Below are 17600 nucleotides of genomic sequence, written 5' to 3' on the forward strand. Positions count from 1 at the left end.
GAGATCTTTTCAGAAGCCTCGATGCGTGGCGTTGGCCACGGCCCTGCGGGCTGCCTTCACTCAGTCGGGAGCCAAAAGCGTCTCCCTTTCCTTCGCTCAGCGTAGGCCTGAGGCCGCCAATAGCAGCTAAAAAGAAAAACCGGCAACTCTACGGCGGTCAACGCTACGCTTAATGCTGCGCATGGCTTAACTTCAAATTCAAATTCAACTTCATGCGCTTCGCTTACTGGGTGGCGACCCAGACCGCCTCAAGGGTGGCCCTTGGGCCGCCACCCTTAAGAATCCCGGGCCCCTTTTCTTGTGACCAGATTGGTGCAAAAAAAGTAGATCGTTTCAGCAGCCTCGGTGCGTGGCGTTGGCCACGGCTCTGCGGGCTGCCTTCACTCAGTCGGGAGCCAAAAGCGTCTCCCTTTCCTTCGCTCAGCGTAGGCCTGAGGCCGCCAATAGCAGCTAAAAAGAAAAACCGGCAACTCTACGGCGGTCAAAAGCCGTTTCCTCAGGCAAAATCTTTTTTAAAATAAAATTAAAGTGAAAGTGTCGATGATCTGATTGGCGGCCTCGGGGCGGCGCTGAGCGAGGGAGAAAGACGTTTTTGGCTTTCGAACGAACGAGGGGACCGCGCAGCGGCGCGACCAACGCCACTCTCGGTGGCAACTGAAACGAACTCATCGTCTGGTGCCGTACAAATAAGCGACACCAAAGGGGCGCGGAGATGCAAGAGGGCTCGCCCTGGAGACCTCTTGCCCGGTTCCGGCACTGCCGGTTAAATGACCATTGAAATTAATGAACCGGAAAAACTCCTCGGTGATCATTGACCTTAAAAAGCCCGTGCGCAGCACCTAAAGCCCATGCGCAGCACCTGTAACGCGGAGATGCAAGAGGGCTCGCCCTGGAGACCTCTTGCCCGGTTCCGGCGCTGCCGGTTAATTGACCATTGAAATTCGTGAACCGGAAAAACGGCTCAGAGTTTATCGGCCTTAGATATTGACCCTAAGAATAAAACTTAAGAATAAAGCTTAAGAATTAATCTTAAAAATTGCCTTTAGATTCCAAATCTAAAATCTAAATTCATTCCAACGGCTGGAACTTCAGACTGCTTAACGGTTGCACCTTGTCTTCTCGCACCATCTTGTAAGAGGTATTTGGCCCAATCCATTTATCCCAAATTTTGTCTATCTCACCCGAATCATCCATCGCTTTCAGACTGGCGTTAACCTTGGTCAGCAATGCAGGTTCACCCTGCTTCATGCCGATACCAATGGGTTCCAGCGCCATCGGGAACGAGGTCATGGCCAGATTGACACCCCCTGCCTTGGCCTGCTCAATCATTTTGATGGCGGTCATTGTGTTGGTAACAAAGCCCACCGACTTATTCTGCTGCAGTGCCAGATAAGCCGACGCGGTGTCCTGGAAAGTAATCGCTTTGGCACCGGCCAGATAAATAGACTGCTCAGACGTCGTGCCCTTGGTCGAACTAAGGCGTTTCCCTTTAAAAAAAGTGATCGGTTCGGCGGCGTTTTTATCTTTCACCACCAGCATCTCTTTCGCTACATAATAAGGATCGCTGAACTGAATCTGAGCAGCGCGGCTTTTGGTGTAGGCCAGATTGGCGATCAGCACATCGACACGCCCCGTGGTCAATACTGGAATGCGCGCCTCAACCGAAGTCGGCATCAGATTGAGTTTCACGCCCATTTGTTTCGCCAACGCCCCACAGAGATCGACGTCCATGCCTACCAATTGGCGCGTCTGTGGGTCCGGTGATGAAAAAGGTGGCACATCAGAATAAACGCCACAGTTTAACTGTCCGCGCGCCTGAATATCGCTGAGCATGTCGGCATGGGCCGAGAGGGTGTTCAGCGCAATTGGGCTTAACAGTAGTGCAAAAGACAGTGTTTTAATTTTCATCAGTCATTTTCCCGAATAGTGTTCAAAATTAAGTGACAGCGTCACAGATAATTAATGCAAGTTCATCAGAAACGGGTATAAAACCATCGACAATAAATTAATGCTGGCGTAAATCACTCAAGAAACGTTGGGCGCGTGCATGTCCCGGTCGAGTAAAGAAACGCTCCGGCGGCGCTTTTTCGAGTATTTTTCCTTCATCCATAAACCAAATAGTATCAGCCACTTCACGGGCAAAATTCATTTCGTGAGTCACACACATCATGGTCATCCCTTCCTGCGCCAGCCCGCGCATTACGCTAAGTACTTCGCCGACCATTTCCGGGTCCAGTGCGCTGGTAGGTTCATCGAACAGCATCACTGGTGGCTTCATCGCCAAGGCCCGCGCGATTGCCACACGCTGCTGCTGTCCGCCGGAAAGCTGCAACGGATAAGCTTCGGCCTTGTGCGCCAAACCAACACGTTCAAGCAACGCCATCGCCTCTTTACGAGCCTGTGATTTGCGAACGCCAAGGACTTTAACCGGCGAAATCATCACGTTTTCCAGCACTGAAATGTGCGGAAAAAGATTAAAGTTCTGAAACACAAATCCAATACGAGTGCGCAGCTGGTTTAAACGCGTGCTGGTGCCATTAATGTCCAATCCCTCAAACAGGATTTGTCCATTCTGAATCGGCTCCAGGCGATTCACCGTGCGAATCAGCGTAGATTTACCCGAGCCAGAAGGCCCGCAAACCACGACTACCTCACCACTGCGGATTTCTGCACTCAGGTCAGTCAGAGCCTGATATTCGCCATACCATTTATTGACCTGGTTAAACATGATTAGCGGGGTCATCTCTGCTCCTTATTGAATGATTTCAGGGGATAACGTGGATGAAGGTGTCACCGCCAATGCCCCTTGATGACGAATACGCTGCTGGGCAATACGCTTTTCAAGGCGATTGGCAACCCAGGTCAGGCTGAAACAAATCACGTAATAACTCAGCGCCACAATCGCGAACACCTGAAAAGGCTTGGTCAGTAACTGGTTGCTGACCTGATTGGCAGCAAAAGTCAGTTCCTGCACGTTAATCACATAGCCGAGAGTACTGTCCTTGATGATCGAAACCAGTTGGCTTATCAGGCTCGGCAAGGTGTTGTACAGCGCCTGCGGCAAAATAATCAGTCGGAAGGTTTTGAAATAGCTCATCCCCAGAGCTCGCGAGGCCTCGTATTGGCCGGGCGGCAGCGCCTGAATACCACCACGCACAATTTCGGCAATATAGGCGCTTTCATAAATCACCAGCGTGCAGGCCATCGTGGCGAAACCGTTGATATCGTGGCCCAGCAACATCGGCACGCAAAAATAGGTCCAAAACACCACCATCATCAGAGGAATGCCACGGAATAGGTAAACCCAAATCGCAGAAACCACCCTGACAGTTTTGAACGGCGAGATACGCGCCATCGCCAGCAAAATACCCAATGGAACTGCGAACAGCATCGCCACCAGCGACAGCAGCAGCGTATTGGCCAAACCGCCGAGAGAACCGTGTGGGTACTGACCGACTAAAAACAGCATCCAGTATTGATGCACAATGCTGAAGAAATCTGACATGGCCACTTACCTCGCCATAGCACGCTGAAAATGTCGGGCTACCAGTGCGCCGCCTCCCATCAACAGCAGTGAGAAAAACAGGTACGCCACCGAGGCCACCAGGTAAATTTCAAACGTTCTGAAAGTCTGATTCTCGATCTCACGGGTGACATAAGTGAGTTCTGCGACACCAATAACCATCGCCAGACTGGTATTCTTAAACAGCAGCACCGTGTGATTAATCAATGAAGGCAAAGCGTTACGCAGCCCTTGCGGCAAAATAATCAGCCGCATTGATTTCACATAACTCATGCCCAGCGCACGCGATGCCTCGGTTTGACCAGCAGGGATAGCGCGCAGCCCGCTACGAATATCCTCGGAAAAATAGGCCGCCTGACAGAGACTCAGCGCCATCAAGGCGAAAATAAATTCGGCGTTCTGGTCGTTAATCCAGTCTTGCAACCCTTCCGGCAGCAGGGTTGGAATGGCGAAGTACCACATCATCAACTGCACTAAAGTCGGCACATTTCGATGATAGGAAACGTAGATACTGACCAGCGCGACGGCGATACGTTTGTCGGTCAGGCGAATGACTACCAGCAACAGCGCCAGAATCATGGCCAACATCCACGAGCCAATCGCCAGCTTTAGCGTCAATTCAATGCCGTTTACCAGCATGCCGCCATACTGGCCCTGCATAACCGCGGCAATGTCAAAACTGTTCTTCAACGCAGCCATTACGACCTCCCGTGAGCCAATAATTCAAAACCTTTACTAACCTGCATCACCCGGGCGCATGGTGGAAAGCCCGCCCGGCACTTGCAAGGTTGGAGTGATCTCGATGTTGCCGATATTGACCGCTATCGGCATGGCAATGGCGAAAGCTACGGTGTCAGCAATATCTTTGGCGGTTGGCAGTTCGAAGCCGTCGATAAACTGCTTTTTCGCCCCCTCTTTGTCACCGGAAACATTGCCGAAGATGTCGGTCGCTACCCGTCCCGGACAGATTTCGGTGACGCGAACCCGTTTGCCGTAGCAGTCCACCCGCAGTTGACGTGAAAGCGCATGTACGCCCGCCTTGGTGGCGTGATAAATCGAGTTACCGCCAAAGTTATAGATAGCGGCGATTGAAGTAATGTTGATGATATGCCCACGGTCACGTGCCATCATTCCCGGTACGGTGAGGCGGCACAGGTGCAGCACGGCGCGCAGGTTAACGTCAACCTGCGCATCGACGTACTCTTCTTTTGCAGTGGCAATTGAACCGGGATGCGAGATGCCGGCATTATTGACCAACACGTCAATTTCAATTTCGCTGCACAGGCGGGTCAACGCATCAACATCGCTGACGTCAATAACATGAGGAATACAGCCGGTGCGGCTGGCCAGAGCGGCCAGTTCGCTTTCGCGGCGGGCGACGGCATGAACGGTCAACCCTTCCTTGCACAAACGCTCAACGATGGCTTCTCCCATTCCAGCTGAAGCTCCGGTGACCAACGCAACTTTATAATCTGAAAACGGCATGATAATTCCTCTTTAATATTGCCGCAGATGCCCTTCCGGCGGCTGGCAGTGGAGATAGTTCGAATGTATCGGGTAATATCTTTTACGGATAAGACATAAAGGGTGTGTGGCAATAAGGTCATCTTATGAAGCGTCACGCCCTTCTCTATCATGTTGTTATTTAATTATTTAAAGACACTAGTTGCCGCGATAGCGGCCTAATTTGGCAGTCCGGCGTTTGTTCAATCTCTTGCCGAATGCGTTTTGCCAGCGCCACCGCCCCTGCGGTATCGCCGTGAAGCAAAATTGATGAAACCGCCATCGGTATTTTCACCCCTTCGATGCTGGTTAAGGTGCCTTCGGTCAACCATTGGCGGATACGCGCACTTATCGCTTGCGGGTCGTGGATCACCGCCCCCGGTTTGCCTCGGCTGACCAGCATTCCGTCAGTGTGATAGGCCCGGTCGGCCAATAGCGTGCAGGCAACTTTCATGTTCAGCTCTCGGGCGCAGCGTTCCACCGCATTACCCGCCGTGGTGCTGATAATCAAACTCGGGTCAAACGCCTTTACCGCCTGAAGCAGCGGCATCGCCAATGCCTCATCCTCTGCCGCCATATTGCCCAGCGCGCCATGAAAGCTCATATGGCTCAGCGGATAATCGGCGACGCGAGCGAATCCAGCTAAAGCACCGAGCTGATAAATCACATATTTCGCCATTGTCTCGCCGTCTATCTGCATACGGCGGCGTCCAAAACCCATCAAATCTGGAAAGCCGACGTGCGCGCCGAGATCGATGCCGAGTTCCTTGGCGCTGTTCACACTTTCGGCCATGGTGTTGGCATCTCCGGCATGAAAACCGCAGGCAATATTGGCCGAACTGATAATCGACATCAGCGATTTATCATCAGCGATACGATAGTCGCCAAAGCCCTCACCGAGATCGGCATTGAGATCAATTAAGCGCATAAAAGGCTCCTAAGTTATTTATAAACAACAGCCTGCGGTTTAATTGAATACAGCACGCGGCCTTGCCCAACCTGTTCACCATTGCTGACTGCCAGATTGACTACCTCGCCGTCCAGCGGGCTGCGGATGGGCAATATCAGCTCTCCGGTCTGCAAAAAACCCAGACAATCACCGGCCTTTACTTGTGTGCCACAACCTAACGGCGCTTTTTCCTGCATCGGATGAGTGGCCCAAAACTGCCCTTTTTTGACCGCTTTGCACACTACCGACTCGGCCGGTTTAGCCAACGCTGCATTTGGAAAATGACTCTGGTCGGCACAGCGCAACCGCAGTAAAAAATCCTTACCACTAATTTCAATATTTCCCAGCCCGGATGCCTGCATTTTCTGGGCAATCTGGCGTATTTCGTTAATCGCTATCATCTTTCACCCTGATTACGCATGACCCAGATTTTTTATCTGTTTCTCAACCTGTTGGAGATATTGCAGCTGCTCTTGCCAGGCTTTACGCGCTTGCGCAAAGTTGCACTCTACAAAACGAATACTGCGCCCCGGAGGGATTTGCCCCAGCAGCCATAAATCGGCCTCAATCACCGTGGCAAATTTCGGATAACCGCCGCTGGGTTGGGCATCACTCATCTGGATAATCGGCTGCCCGTTGTGCGGCACCTGAATGACTCCGGGGACGATGCCGTGAGAACGCATTTCCATGGTTTCCAGCGCCACCAATGCTTTACCTTCGAGCCGATAGCCATAACGGTTGCTTTGCGGCGTGATTTTCCAGTCTTGTTGCCAAAAACGCTGGCGTGAAGCTTCGGTATAAGCCAGATTTTCGCCAGCAGGCAGCACACGTATTGTTTGCACCTCAGCGCCGAGATTGGCAAACCTTAGCCACGGCGAGGCAATGCCGAGGTCAGTTTTCATCTTGCGCTGCGGCTCGACAGCCGACAGCTGGTCACCCTTTTGCAGTCCACGCCCTTTAAATCCGCCAAACGCCCCGCGCAGTTGGGTACTTCGCGATCCCAACACTTCAGGTACGTCAATACCGCCGGGAAGATGCAAATAGGCACGCGCCGAATGACGAGAAGCCTTAACCGTCAACCTTTGCCCAGCCACGGCCTGTGCCACCCACCATGGCGGCAGCAACTTGCCATCAAGCAGGATCTCGCCATCGTTGCCGGTTACCGCAAAGGCACAGTCTTTTAAAAAACGAACCTGAAAAGGAAACAGCGGAATTTCTATCGCCGCCGCACCGGATTCATTACCCAGCAGCAAATTCCCCAGTTGTAGCGCCAAGGGGTCCATCGCCCCAGCGCGACCCACGCCGTAGTTCAAACAACCGCTACGCCCTAAATCCTGAACGCTGGTTAGCGCCGTCGTTTTTTCAATTTCAATCATGACAGCACCTTCTTTACCCGAAATTGCAGGCTGTCACCGGGGCGCAGCATCACTGGAGGCGTGGCCGCCGCATTGAAAAACACATATTCGGTATGGCCGATAGTGTTCCAGCCGCTGGGTCCGGCAGAGGCTGAAACGCCGGTTTGCACGCCACCAATCGAGACGGCACCGCCGGGAATGCTCATTACCGGTGTCTGTCGGCGCGGGGTGGCAATCGCCGGGTCCATGCCGCCGAGATAGCAATAACCGGGGTGGCTGCCCAGCGCATAAACTGGATACTGCGGTTGGGCATGACGGCGCACTATTTCGGCGATACTCAGGCCGGTATACTCGGCGACGTCGCAAATGTGCGGTCCATATTCCCCGCCGTAATACACCGGCAGCTCAATGACTCTGCCCTCGAGAGTTTGCGCCTCACCGCGTAGCCATTCGGCCTGCAACGCCTCATACAGTGGCTCGAGTTCTTCCGGCGGCTGATGAAAAGTCAGCATCAGGTTATTCATCCCCGGCACAGCTTCGGCCACCCATGGCCACTGCTTGACCTGAGTCGACAACGCCCAGATGCGCTGCTGATTTTCCAGACTCAACACACCGGGTGCTTCAAACAGCATCGCGCGGCTGCCGAGTTGACTGATAACCGGCTGTGTCAAGGTTTCAATCTTCATGGCATGTTCCCTCGTCATGGCCGTCATCAGGATAAGGACGCAAGGCCGCGTTTGAGTCGTACCAGACCTTCGACAATGATTTTCTGGCTGGCGGCGTAAGACAGGCGAATGTGTGATTCACCTGCTGCGCCAAACTCACTGCCGGGCCGGACGGCAATGCCGAAGTTGCGCAAGATTGCGACCATTTCCAGCGAGGGTATTGGCGCGGAATAAGAAGGGAAGCAGTAAAATGCCCCTTCCGGCTCGTTGAGTTTCAAACCGGGAATGGCATTGAGTCCGGCAATCATCAGTTTGCGGCGTTGAGCATAAATTTTGTGCATCTCCCGCACGTCTTGGGCACATTCTTCAATCGCCGTCAGTGCCGCGTACTGCACGGCGGTATTGACCGAGCCGTTTACCGAGTTGTGAATACGGGCGGCGGCGGCAATCATTTTTGCCGGACCAGCCAGATAACCGATGCGCCAGCCTGTCATCGCGTAGCTTTTGGAGAAGGTCTGGCAGTACAGAGTGCGGCCACGGAAGGCCTCTATTTGCAGCGCGGAGGTAAACGGCTTATCGGCAAACACCAGATCACTGTAGGCTTCGTCGGCAACCACAAAAGTATTGCTGGCCTTGACGATTTCGCCCAAGGCTTCGATTTCTGCGCGCGAATGAACAATGCCGGTTGGGTTGCCCGGATTGCAGAAAACAAACAGCCGCGCGCCGCGCATAGCGGCTTCCAGCGCCTCAATGTCCCAATGCAAGTCTGGCTTGCAAGGTACAGGGACACAGATCCCCCCGGCCATATTGACCAAGTCGGCATACAGAGAATAAGTAGGATCGGGAATAACTACGCGATCGCCGGGATTGACAATCGACAGGATGGCAGCAGAAAGCCCGCCCGTGCCACCGTGGGTCACCAAAATTTCGCTCGTCCCCACCTCGACGCCCGACTGAGTCGAAATCAGCCGAGCCAGCGCCAGACACAGCGGTTTTTCACCTGATTGCGGAGCGTAATGGGTCAGCCCCTGATTGAGGGCATCGGCAGCCGCTTTGATAATACGCGGTGGCGTATCAAAATCAGGCTCGCCAACGGCAAGAGAGATAATATCCTGCGTAGTGGCCGGTTGCTGAACCCGCAACGATGTCCGCTCGATACGCAATACCGCTTGCGACGCCGTAAAATCTACAACTTCATCCTGCTGTGAAGACATTTTGACTCACCCTCAAGTGTGCTGGTCGGTTAATACGGCCACTGTAGCCTGCCGTTGAATCAGCCAGTAAGAGGGTTTCCCTGTGTGGTGATAAGAGAGTCTTATTAATGAGTTAAGCTGTTGTTAAACGTGATCAATGAACCAGCATCAGCGGGCGATTGTCTTGCGTTCTCTTGACCATTAATGACAGCAAAATGTCTTTTACCGCCTGCGCGGGTGGCGACAGAGATAAATGGTCAGACATGCAGAACGATAGCGGGGCCTGAATGCCCGGAGAAACAATACGCGACAGCCAGACACCCGGCTGTGCGGCCATCGCGCGGGCGGCAGATTCCGGCAAAATAGTCACCCCCAGACCATTGAGCACTGCGGCATTCAGCGTGGAAGGCGATTCTATTTCGGCAATGATATTGGCTTTGAGCTTTTCACGCAGCAGCGTTTCATCCACCAGCCGACGTACCACGTTATAGGGCCGTGGCATGAACAAATCGCGTTTGACCACCTCGGCAAGGTCGATAGATGGCCCCGGTGTGGCGACTGCAGCCGAACCGACCAGGAACAACTCCTCTTTCATAAGCGGGACGAATGACAGGCCGTGTACAGGCTTATCGCCATAAATCACCGCCATATCCATGCGGCCATTCATGATTTGCTCACTCATCGGCGAACCAAAGTTCTCGTTGAGATACAAGACGATACCTGGATGCTGCGTTTTCACGGCTTGAATCAACGGCATGGCCAGCAACGAGGCGGCGGTAAAGGGGGCCAGCCCCACAGAAACGGAGCCGCCCAACGCACTCCCCGCACTATCTACGGCACTCTGCGCCTGCTCGCATTGACGCAAAATAGTTTGCGCGTGGGTGTAGAGAATTTTACCGGCTTCAGTCGGCGTCACCCCGCGTTTAGTACGGATCAGCAACTGTTGATCAAGCTCGCTTTCCAGCGCCGCCAGCTGTTGGCTTAACGCCGGTTGCGCAATGTGCAACACTTCGGCTGCCTGCGTCAGGCTGCCGATGTCCACGATTTTAACGTAATACTTTAAACGCCGGAGATTCATAGTTGACCTCGTTGAAAATGCCCTTACCTAATAAGGTAATAGCAATTTTCGGGCCACATGCTTTATCAGCGCGCATATTTCTCCTTAATAAGCACCTAATTAAGGAAAACTCAGGTTTTGATCATAAGTAAAGCCGATGGACTGATTTTAATCTGCTCCAACATCAATCCCCCTGCCATCCTCGCCCCGCCGTTTCCACGCACCTATTTAGTGCAGTCTCTGTTATCAATAAATTTTTGTGATGTTTTGTGCGTGGCAAATTGCACGGCGCCGAGCTGTTACCCTAAAGTCCAGGATATAGGTGCTTACTTTTAAGCATTTTTTACATATTAGACAATCGCTTAAGATGAAACTCACTAAGCCTATCTTTGCGCTATCTTTTAAAGTGCTTTCATTGAACAAACTTGCAGTACTGGAGAACATCATGACCCAGAAAATTAAGCAGCAGTACAAGGCGTATCGCGACGATATTCGAGATTTGCAAACGCGCAGACCGGTTCCGGGTCCGCAGCTGGAACAGCTCGATCCTTTCCTGTTTTTAAATCACCACGGTCCGCAGGTCTATGCACCGGACAACCTCGGGCTGCCTTTTGGCCCTCATCCTCATCGCGGATTCGAGACTGTAACCTTTATTCTACGCGGTGAACTTTCTCATAAAGACACCGGTGGTCATGAAAGTATTATTGGCGCAGGCGGCATGCAGTGGATGACTGCCGGCTCTGGTTTGATCCACTCCGAGCTTTCTCCAGAGTCATTTAAAAAGCACGGCGGCGAACTTGAGATTTTGCAGCTTTGGATTAACCTCCCTGCCCGTTTCAAAATGACCGCTCCTAGCTACGTTGGGCTGCAGGCGGCAGATATTCCGCAAATTCCGTTGAGCAAAGGCCAAGGCTGGGTCAGTCTGATTTCCGGCGAAGTCGCGGGTATTTCAGGCCCGATCAATAGCCTGACCGGCGTTACCATGATGACGGTTCAGCTTGCGGCAGGCAGTGAGATCACACTAGACGCTCCTGCAGCGCGGGAAGTTTTCCTGTACACCGTAAAAGGTCGGCTTGAAATTGGCGACCAACCCGCTGAGGCCTGGCATTTGATTGAGCTGGATGGCTCAGACGACAGTGTCACTATCAAAGCCCTGGAAGATGCCGTATTGCTGTTTGGCCATGCCGATAAAATCAAAGAGCCGATGGTCTCGCACGGACCTTTCGTGATGAATACCGTGCAGGAAATCAATCAGGCTATTTTGGATTATCAGGCAGGTAAATTTAACGTGAGGCTCGATGGCTAACTTTTTGCACCGGTTATTATCAAGGTGACTTATTTCAACAATCCTCAATAATTACAGTCCAGGTTGCAGTGGCTGAGGATTAATGCCTATATAGTTAGCCTGCTAGGCAATATTTCAAGCCTGAGACTGATAACCGGTTAAGGAGGTTAAAGATAATCAGATTCCCTATTATTTATCCGAATGTCATTGACCTACCAAAGGAGTTATTCATGAAATTCTCAAAATATATCGCCGTAATATGCCTATGTTCAGCCACGCTGGCCACTTCGTCTGTGATGGCAGCAGAGGTCAGTCAGGCCGATTTAATGGCTGCTGCCGTTAAGCTGGGGCATGAATACGACAGTCATTATGCCGCCAAAGATCCTGACGCCATGGCGGCACTCTATGCAACAGATGGGGTGCTGATTTCACCCAAGGGTCCAGTGGTGAGTGGCCTACCCGCACTGCACGATTATTACGTCAAACGTTTTGCATCCGGCGCCAAGGGCCATTCAATCAAGATTGAACAGGTGTACCTGAAGGGAGACGGCGGCTACTCAATCGCCGATTTCTCTGTGACTGTCCCCGGAAAAAATGGCAAGCTTCACAGAGAAAGTGGCAAAATTGTGGCCATCTATCAGCATAATGCGCAAGGCTGGCACTTGAGCCTGGTAGAACCCACGGTTGCAGAAAGTGCTAACGGCTAAGCGTTGTCAAACCGTGCGAGCAGGGAATAATGCTGGTCGCAAGGTTTATTGTGATACCAATGTCTGCTTCGACAGATCTTATAATTTGGCAATATTCAGGGACGAAGCATGGCGCTCAAACTCCAAAACGAGTGATTTGCCATAAGTGAGGTAAACCATGAATCATGTTTCACTGACAGACCAGCCGACCCTGCATCTTTTATGTGGAAAAATTGCGTCAGGAAAATCAACGCTATCAGCCCGACTGGCAGCAGATTCAGGCACGATAGTGATTGCTGAAGACACTTGGCTCACGGCACTCTTTGCTGAAGAAATGCATTCGGTAGCTGATTATGTTCGCTGCTCGGCGAAACTTAAGATGGCAATGAAACCACATCTGATTTCGTTACTCCGCGCCGGGGTGTCGGTGGTGCTAGATTTTCCTGCAAACACCGTCACAAATCGTGAATGGATGAAGAGCATCATCCGAGACTCGGCGGCAAATCACTGTTTACACTATCTCAAGGTTCCCGATGAGGTCTGTAAATCCCGTTTGCGCGCGCGCAATGAAGCAGCTGCGCATGACTTTTCAGCTACCGATGAACAGTTTGATTTAATTACGCGTTACTTTCAGGAGCCAGGCGCTGACGAGGGTTTTAACATCGTCGAGTACGCTTGACGCGGGTCATCAATGGGAGAAAGCGCATGTCGATGGGTCTGCAAGATATAGATAGCTCATCTTGGGCACAGCTTGAAGTCGCGGGAAGATCCCCAAACTCTGCTTTTCGCTATGTGAATTTCTGTTCGGTAGATGCCCAAAGCAGGCCTCAGGCGAGAATGGTGGTATTACGTTGCGCAGACAAATTAGCTCGGAAACTGGAATTTCACACCGATGCGCGCAGCCCAAAATGGCTGGAGATTTCCGCTAATCCCAACGTGACAATACTGGGATACTGTCACCAGACGCGACTACAGCTACGACTGACAGGAACCGTTGAACTGCATGCTCCCGAGAGTCAAGTGGCTGAAAAAGCATGGAGTAAATTATCCCCACACACGCAAAACACCTATGCAGCCGGGCCTCCTGGTGATGGGCTGGCCTTTGACGCGGCAGATAAAAATGCCGAACCAGCACCTTCTGTTACCGCAGATGGAAAAGCCAATTTCGGCGTGTTAATTGTGAAGGTCAGCATGCTGGATTGGTACCAGCTTAAAAGAGAAAACAATCAGCGAGCACTGCTGACCTACACTGATTCGGGCATCTGTGCGAGCAGTCAATGGATTAACCCGTGACAGTCGCTTAGGCAATCGACCGCAGCACGCCGCCATCAACTCGCAGCGACGCGCCGGTTGTTGCCGAGGCTTTTTCGCTGCAAATGTAGGTAATCATTGCGGCAATTTCATCCGGGGTTGAAAAACGCTGAATTACCGATGAAGGTCGTGCATGCTCAAAGAACTCGCGTTCTATAACCGAAGCATCCACGTCACGGCTCTTCGCCATCTCGGCCACAAATCCTCCCACACCTTCCGAAGATGTTGGTCCCGGCAGCACGCTATTTACAGTCACACCCGTGCCGGAGAGAGTTTCTGCAAGCCCACGCGCTACCGCCAACTGGGCGGTTTTGGTCATCCCGTAGTGGATCATCTCGGTCGGAATTTGCAGTGCCGATTCGCTGGATACAAAAACGATCCTTCCCCAGTTACGCGAACGCATACTTTCGACATAATGACGGGAAACTCTGATCCCGCTTAACACATTGGTCTCGAAAAATCGTAACCAGTCCTGGTCGGAAATCTCTGCAAAGGCTTTAGGCTCAAAGATGCCCAAATTATTGACCAGCACATCAATTTCAGGCAGCTGTTTGAACAATACTTCACAGCCCTGTGCGGTGCTCAAATCCGCGACAACGCCCGAAACTTGTGCTCCCGGCACTTCGTTCTTAATCAACGCCACCGCACTGTCAACACGAGACTGAGTGCGGCCATTGACCGTGACACTGGCACCTTCGGCGGCTAAAGCGCGTGCAGAAGCCAATCCGATACCGGCCGTTGAGCCCGTTACCAGCGCGCGCTTATTTTTTAATCCCAGGTCCATAACTATCTCCTAATTATTTGTAAAACATAACCATTCAGGACTATAAACCTCGACGTAGAGATTATTAAGCCATCAATATTACTTAACAAACTGCCTTTAAGTATTGTCGCAAACCCCATCGGGATCCTGCTTTATATTGAGGTTAACGTGCTGTCGCAGAGTGTTTAAGGAGATGGATTATTGGTAGTTTATTAATTCTATACAGCAGGAAAATAACCACTCGGCATTTTTAGTACTCACTAAAAAATTATAAATTCATCAAATCTTTTACAGGAGTCAGAGTGGATATTAAAACACTCCGTTGATAGCTTTAAATCAAGAGTAACATTAGCGAATTACATGTATTGAGGTGAGTAATCATAAAATCTTTATCAAAATATTTATTCTAGTCATTCTGTTACCAGCCAGAAAATTAAATGGCCGGTAACAGAGTGTGGCAAGCAACAGTTTGCTCGCTTTCTAAAGATGAAGAATACCGCCCAGGCCTAGCAGGGATGACAAGCCAGAAACCAGCCCATCGACTCCGGCACCGAGGTCGACATCAGCTTTAATGATTGGCGACAGATCTAGCACAAAACCACCACTCACCTGCTCAATTTCATCCAGCGAAAGTTCACGTAATCCGTTGTCATTGTTCATATTACTAGCCTCCAGAGGTTAAGTTAACAAGGCTGGAGTCATGAAATAAACATCCCAACCTATGAGTACGCCGCAAGAGATATTTCCCGGAGCGCCTGTCATTAAAAATAGGCTATTGATGAATAAAATCAATGTAGATAAAGGCTGAAAACCTGGGTAATTTGCAATCAAACTGATTTAAATAGAAAAATTTACAGACAGCCTTTGTTGATATATCAACATAAATTGATATTTAGCGTGCTACGCACTTAGTGAAGCCAGCAGCCACATTACTTCATGCCTTTTCAGCCAGCTCTGCAGCCAGATTAACCCAGGTGATCGCTTCCATTCGCCTGCCGTAGGGAGCGCGCCAGAGAAATTAAGCTTGCTAGAAATTTATTTAATTTTTTTAATCCGCCTAATAAGATTTTTAGTAGAACTGCGCGTGACTCCATAACTGAAGAATACATTCAGAACTGTTTACGATTTTGCCGTTTTGCCGAGTTAAAATTATTAATTCTATAGCCTATCTTTTAGCGGTGTTTAATCCCTGTTTTGATTTTGACTGATATATCCGCGCCTAAAAATGTTATGCTGCCTACTGTTTCGATGCATTTTTAACTCATTATTTCACTGGAGATCTCTCCGGGCCACTGCTCATCAAGCCTGGGAACACCGTTATGACTTATATTTATCTCTTTATTGCCATCATCTCTGAGGTTATCGCCACCAGCTCGTTAAAAGCCTCAGAAGGATTCACCCGCTTTTACCCTTCTGTTGCCGTCGTCGTTGGCTACATCATTTCCTTTATTCTGCTATCACTGGTGTTAAAGTCGATGCCAGTCGGGATCGCCTACGCCATCTGGGCGGGTATGGGGATTGTATTGGTCGCCTGCGCCGGTTTTGTTTTCTTTGGCCAAAAACTTGATGGCTACGCGATAGGTGGCATGGTGTTTATTATCGTCGGTGTGCTGATGATCAATCTGCTGTCAAAAACCGCAGGTCATTAACCTGCTGATTTTACTGATAACACGGCTTCAACGTGCTCGATAAACAGCTTCACGCTCTGATTTTTGATGAGTTTATGCCAGCACAGTGTCAGTTCGGTCACCGCCAGCGGATCTTCCATTTCCCGAAAAACCACCTCTTTTATTAATAGAGAACGCTGTGAGTCGGGAACGATGGCAATTCCCATCCCCATTGCCACCAGCGCAGTCGCAACGTTGACCTCTTTGGTCAAATGCGTGCTGTGTGGCACCAGTCCCTTGCGCTGGAAAATATTGGCCACCGCGCCTCCCAGGCCAACCCCGGTTGGATCGTCATGCAGAATCAATGATTCGCTTGCTAAATCCTCAGCGCTAATACTTTTTTTGCTGGCCAATGGATGATTCGCAGGCAAAACCACATTCAACTTATTACAAACCAAATCCTTAAAAGCCAGACTGCGATACAGCGGTAACGGTCTGCGGACCAGCGCCAAATCTAACTCTCCCTGCTGCAACAGCATCAGTTGGCGATTGACATCGCTCTCCACCGGGATGATATCGATGTCGATATATTGACTTTTAAACTGTCGAATCAGGTTCATTACTGTCGGGTCAAGCACCGACGTTCCCACATAGCCCAGACGTAAAACACCTTTATAACCGCTGGACAATCTTTTGGCCGTTTGTTGCAGATTTTCAAGCTGACTCACCGCGCGTTGTACATCAACCAGCACCGCTTGCCCTTCCAGAGTCAGACTAACGTGCCGCTGATTGCGCTCAAACAGTCTGATGTCCAACTCCTTCTCCAACCCTTTGATGTGATTGGTTAGCGCGGGCTGAGTCATGTTTATTCTGGCGGCAGCCCTGGCGAAGTGCAAAGTCTCTGCCAGCACCACGAAGGATTTGAGTTTTCTTAAGTCCATGCCGAATTCCTGTAATAACGATTCGTTATCAATAAAGGCTTTTTCTTGATTAGAGTTTTATTATAGCCATTTTATAATTGGCAAATAAATTAATTTGTTAGAAGAAATCCCCAAGATGCGGCGTTGATAATCTGCGCAGAAACCGGGATGGGATCAAGGAGAACCAATGAGAATTATCGTAGGTATTACCGGCGCAACCGGAGCACCTTTGGCAATAATGTTATTGCAGATGCTCAAATCTATCCCTGAAGTGGAAACTCATCTCATTATCTCTCGTTGGGGAAAGGCAACTATCGAACTTGAAACGCCTTATCAGGCCCGCGATGTTATCGGCTTGGCGGATTTTTATCATAGTTCAGCCGATCAGGGAGCCACGATATCTTCAGGTTCCTTTTTAACTGAAGGGATGATTGTTATCCCTTGCAGCATGAAGACACTGGCAGGCATTCGCAGTGGATACGCCGATGGCCTGATTGGCCGGGCAGCCGATGTGGTACTTAAAGAAAAACGCAAACTGATTCTGGTGCCGCGAGAAACACCGTTAAGCACCATTCACCTTGAAAACATGCTGGCATTATCAAAAATGGGCGCCAGCATTATTCCTCCTATGCCCGCCTGGTATAACCATCCTAAAGATTTAAACGATATTACCCATCACATTGCCTCACGTATTTTGGATCAGTTTTCACTGAAATTCCCTGAGACAAAGCGCTGGGATGGATTAAAAGAAAGTAGCCGCTAATTAATCTTCTGATTATCAAG

The 17600-nt window shown here is 50.6% G+C and carries 20 protein-coding genes; 6 read left to right on the forward strand and 14 right to left on the reverse strand.

All coding sequences use genetic code 11. The annotated features are described in order from the left end of the window. Positions 1-1068 precede the first annotated feature (1068 nt). The 11 genes from AB3G37_RS12400 to nac form a co-directional block, all read right to left on the reverse strand. Complete coding sequence (locus tag AB3G37_RS12400; protein WP_369787946.1) at positions 1069-1908, reverse strand: ABC transporter substrate-binding protein; 840 nt, start codon at positions 1906-1908, stop codon at positions 1069-1071. Between the two features lie 97 nt (positions 1909-2005). Then, a complete protein-coding gene (locus AB3G37_RS12405) occupies positions 2006-2743 on the reverse strand; it encodes an amino acid ABC transporter ATP-binding protein (protein ID WP_009636086.1) in 738 nt (245 codons plus the stop codon). Between the two features lie 9 nt (positions 2744-2752). Further along, the gene (locus AB3G37_RS12410) at positions 2753-3505 is read right to left on the reverse strand and encodes an amino acid ABC transporter permease (RefSeq protein ID WP_369787947.1); all 753 of its coding nucleotides are present in this window, start codon (positions 3503-3505) and stop codon (positions 2753-2755) included. 6 nt (positions 3506-3511) lie between these two features. Beyond that, the gene (locus tag AB3G37_RS12415) at positions 3512-4222 is read right to left on the reverse strand and encodes an amino acid ABC transporter permease (RefSeq protein ID WP_009636084.1); all 711 of its coding nucleotides are present in this window, start codon (positions 4220-4222) and stop codon (positions 3512-3514) included. Positions 4223-4258: 36 nt separating this feature from the next. Next, positions 4259-5008: an SDR family oxidoreductase gene (locus AB3G37_RS12420; protein ID WP_009636083.1), complete on the reverse strand. Its 750-nt coding sequence runs from the start codon at positions 5006-5008 to the stop codon at positions 4259-4261. 160 nt (positions 5009-5168) lie between these two features. After that, the gene (locus tag AB3G37_RS12425; protein WP_369787948.1) at positions 5169-5954 is read right to left on the reverse strand and encodes a LamB/YcsF family protein; all 786 of its coding nucleotides are present in this window, start codon (positions 5952-5954) and stop codon (positions 5169-5171) included. A gap of 14 nt (positions 5955-5968) precedes the next feature. Beyond that, a complete protein-coding gene (locus tag AB3G37_RS12430) occupies positions 5969-6376 on the reverse strand; it encodes a biotin/lipoyl-containing protein (RefSeq protein ID WP_369787949.1) in 408 nt (135 codons plus the stop codon). A 12-nt stretch (positions 6377-6388) separates the two neighbouring features. After that, positions 6389-7351, reverse strand: coding sequence for a biotin-dependent carboxyltransferase family protein (locus AB3G37_RS12435; protein WP_369787950.1), 963 nt, complete (start codon positions 7349-7351; stop codon positions 6389-6391). Further along, on the reverse strand, positions 7348-8016 hold the full coding sequence (gene pxpB / locus AB3G37_RS12440) for a 5-oxoprolinase subunit PxpB (protein ID WP_369787951.1): 669 nt from the start codon (positions 8014-8016) through the stop codon (positions 7348-7350). Before pxpB ends, AB3G37_RS12435 begins: the two co-directional genes overlap by 4 nt. Before the next feature lie 26 nt (positions 8017-8042). Then, on the reverse strand, positions 8043-9209 hold the full coding sequence (locus AB3G37_RS12445; RefSeq protein WP_369787952.1) for a pyridoxal phosphate-dependent aminotransferase: 1167 nt from the start codon (positions 9207-9209) through the stop codon (positions 8043-8045). Positions 9210-9342: 133 nt separating this feature from the next. Then, positions 9343-10266 carry a nitrogen assimilation transcriptional regulator NAC gene (nac, locus tag AB3G37_RS12450; protein ID WP_009636078.1) on the reverse strand — a complete coding sequence of 308 codons (924 nt, stop codon included), beginning with the start codon at positions 10264-10266 and terminating at the stop codon, positions 9343-9345. Positions 10267-10690: 424 nt separating this feature from the next. Between nac and AB3G37_RS12455 the strand changes: the two genes are divergently transcribed. The 4 genes from AB3G37_RS12455 to AB3G37_RS12470 all read left to right on the forward strand — a co-directional run bounded on the left by AB3G37_RS12455 (position 10691) and on the right by AB3G37_RS12470 (position 13509). After that, positions 10691-11551: a pirin family protein gene (locus AB3G37_RS12455; RefSeq protein WP_369787953.1), complete on the forward strand. Its 861-nt coding sequence runs from the start codon at positions 10691-10693 to the stop codon at positions 11549-11551. Between the two features lie 209 nt (positions 11552-11760). Next, positions 11761-12237, forward strand: coding sequence for a DUF4440 domain-containing protein (locus AB3G37_RS12460; protein ID WP_369787954.1), 477 nt, complete (start codon positions 11761-11763; stop codon positions 12235-12237). Between the two features lie 157 nt (positions 12238-12394). Continuing rightward, positions 12395-12895, forward strand: a complete 501-nt coding sequence (locus AB3G37_RS12465; protein ID WP_369787955.1) for an AAA family ATPase — start codon at positions 12395-12397, stop codon at positions 12893-12895. 26 nt (positions 12896-12921) lie between these two features. Further along, positions 12922-13509: a pyridoxamine 5'-phosphate oxidase family protein gene (locus AB3G37_RS12470; RefSeq protein ID WP_369787956.1), complete on the forward strand. Its 588-nt coding sequence runs from the start codon at positions 12922-12924 to the stop codon at positions 13507-13509. A 7-nt stretch (positions 13510-13516) separates the two neighbouring features. Here the strand turns inward: AB3G37_RS12470 and AB3G37_RS12475 are convergent, their stop codons facing one another. Together AB3G37_RS12475 and AB3G37_RS12480 are read right to left on the reverse strand one after the other, a co-directional pair. Continuing rightward, positions 13517-14311 carry an SDR family NAD(P)-dependent oxidoreductase gene (locus AB3G37_RS12475; protein ID WP_369787957.1) on the reverse strand — a complete coding sequence of 265 codons (795 nt, stop codon included), beginning with the start codon at positions 14309-14311 and terminating at the stop codon, positions 13517-13519. Positions 14312-14770: 459 nt separating this feature from the next. After that, positions 14771-14950 (reverse strand): hypothetical protein, encoded by a 180-nt coding sequence (locus tag AB3G37_RS12480; protein ID WP_037377859.1) that lies wholly within the window; start codon positions 14948-14950, stop codon positions 14771-14773. A gap of 659 nt (positions 14951-15609) precedes the next feature. On the opposite strand from AB3G37_RS12480, the gene AB3G37_RS12485 reads away from it, so the two are divergent. Next, positions 15610-15939, forward strand: a complete 330-nt coding sequence (locus AB3G37_RS12485) for a multidrug efflux SMR transporter (protein ID WP_369787958.1) — start codon at positions 15610-15612, stop codon at positions 15937-15939. Here AB3G37_RS12485 and AB3G37_RS12490 read toward each other — a convergent pair. Continuing rightward, on the reverse strand, positions 15936-16838 hold the full coding sequence (locus AB3G37_RS12490; protein WP_369787959.1) for a LysR family transcriptional regulator: 903 nt from the start codon (positions 16836-16838) through the stop codon (positions 15936-15938). The two genes, AB3G37_RS12485 and AB3G37_RS12490, sit on opposite strands and share 4 nt — an antisense overlap. Before the next feature lie 166 nt (positions 16839-17004). Between AB3G37_RS12490 and AB3G37_RS12495 the strand changes: the two genes are divergently transcribed. Then, a complete protein-coding gene (locus tag AB3G37_RS12495; RefSeq protein WP_369787960.1) occupies positions 17005-17580 on the forward strand; it encodes a non-oxidative hydroxyarylic acid decarboxylases subunit B in 576 nt (191 codons plus the stop codon). Positions 17581-17600 lie beyond the last annotated feature (20 nt).

This window comes from Rouxiella sp. WC2420 (genome assembly GCF_041200025.1).
In the GTDB taxonomy this organism is placed as follows: Bacteria; Pseudomonadota; Gammaproteobacteria; order Enterobacterales; family Enterobacteriaceae; genus Rouxiella.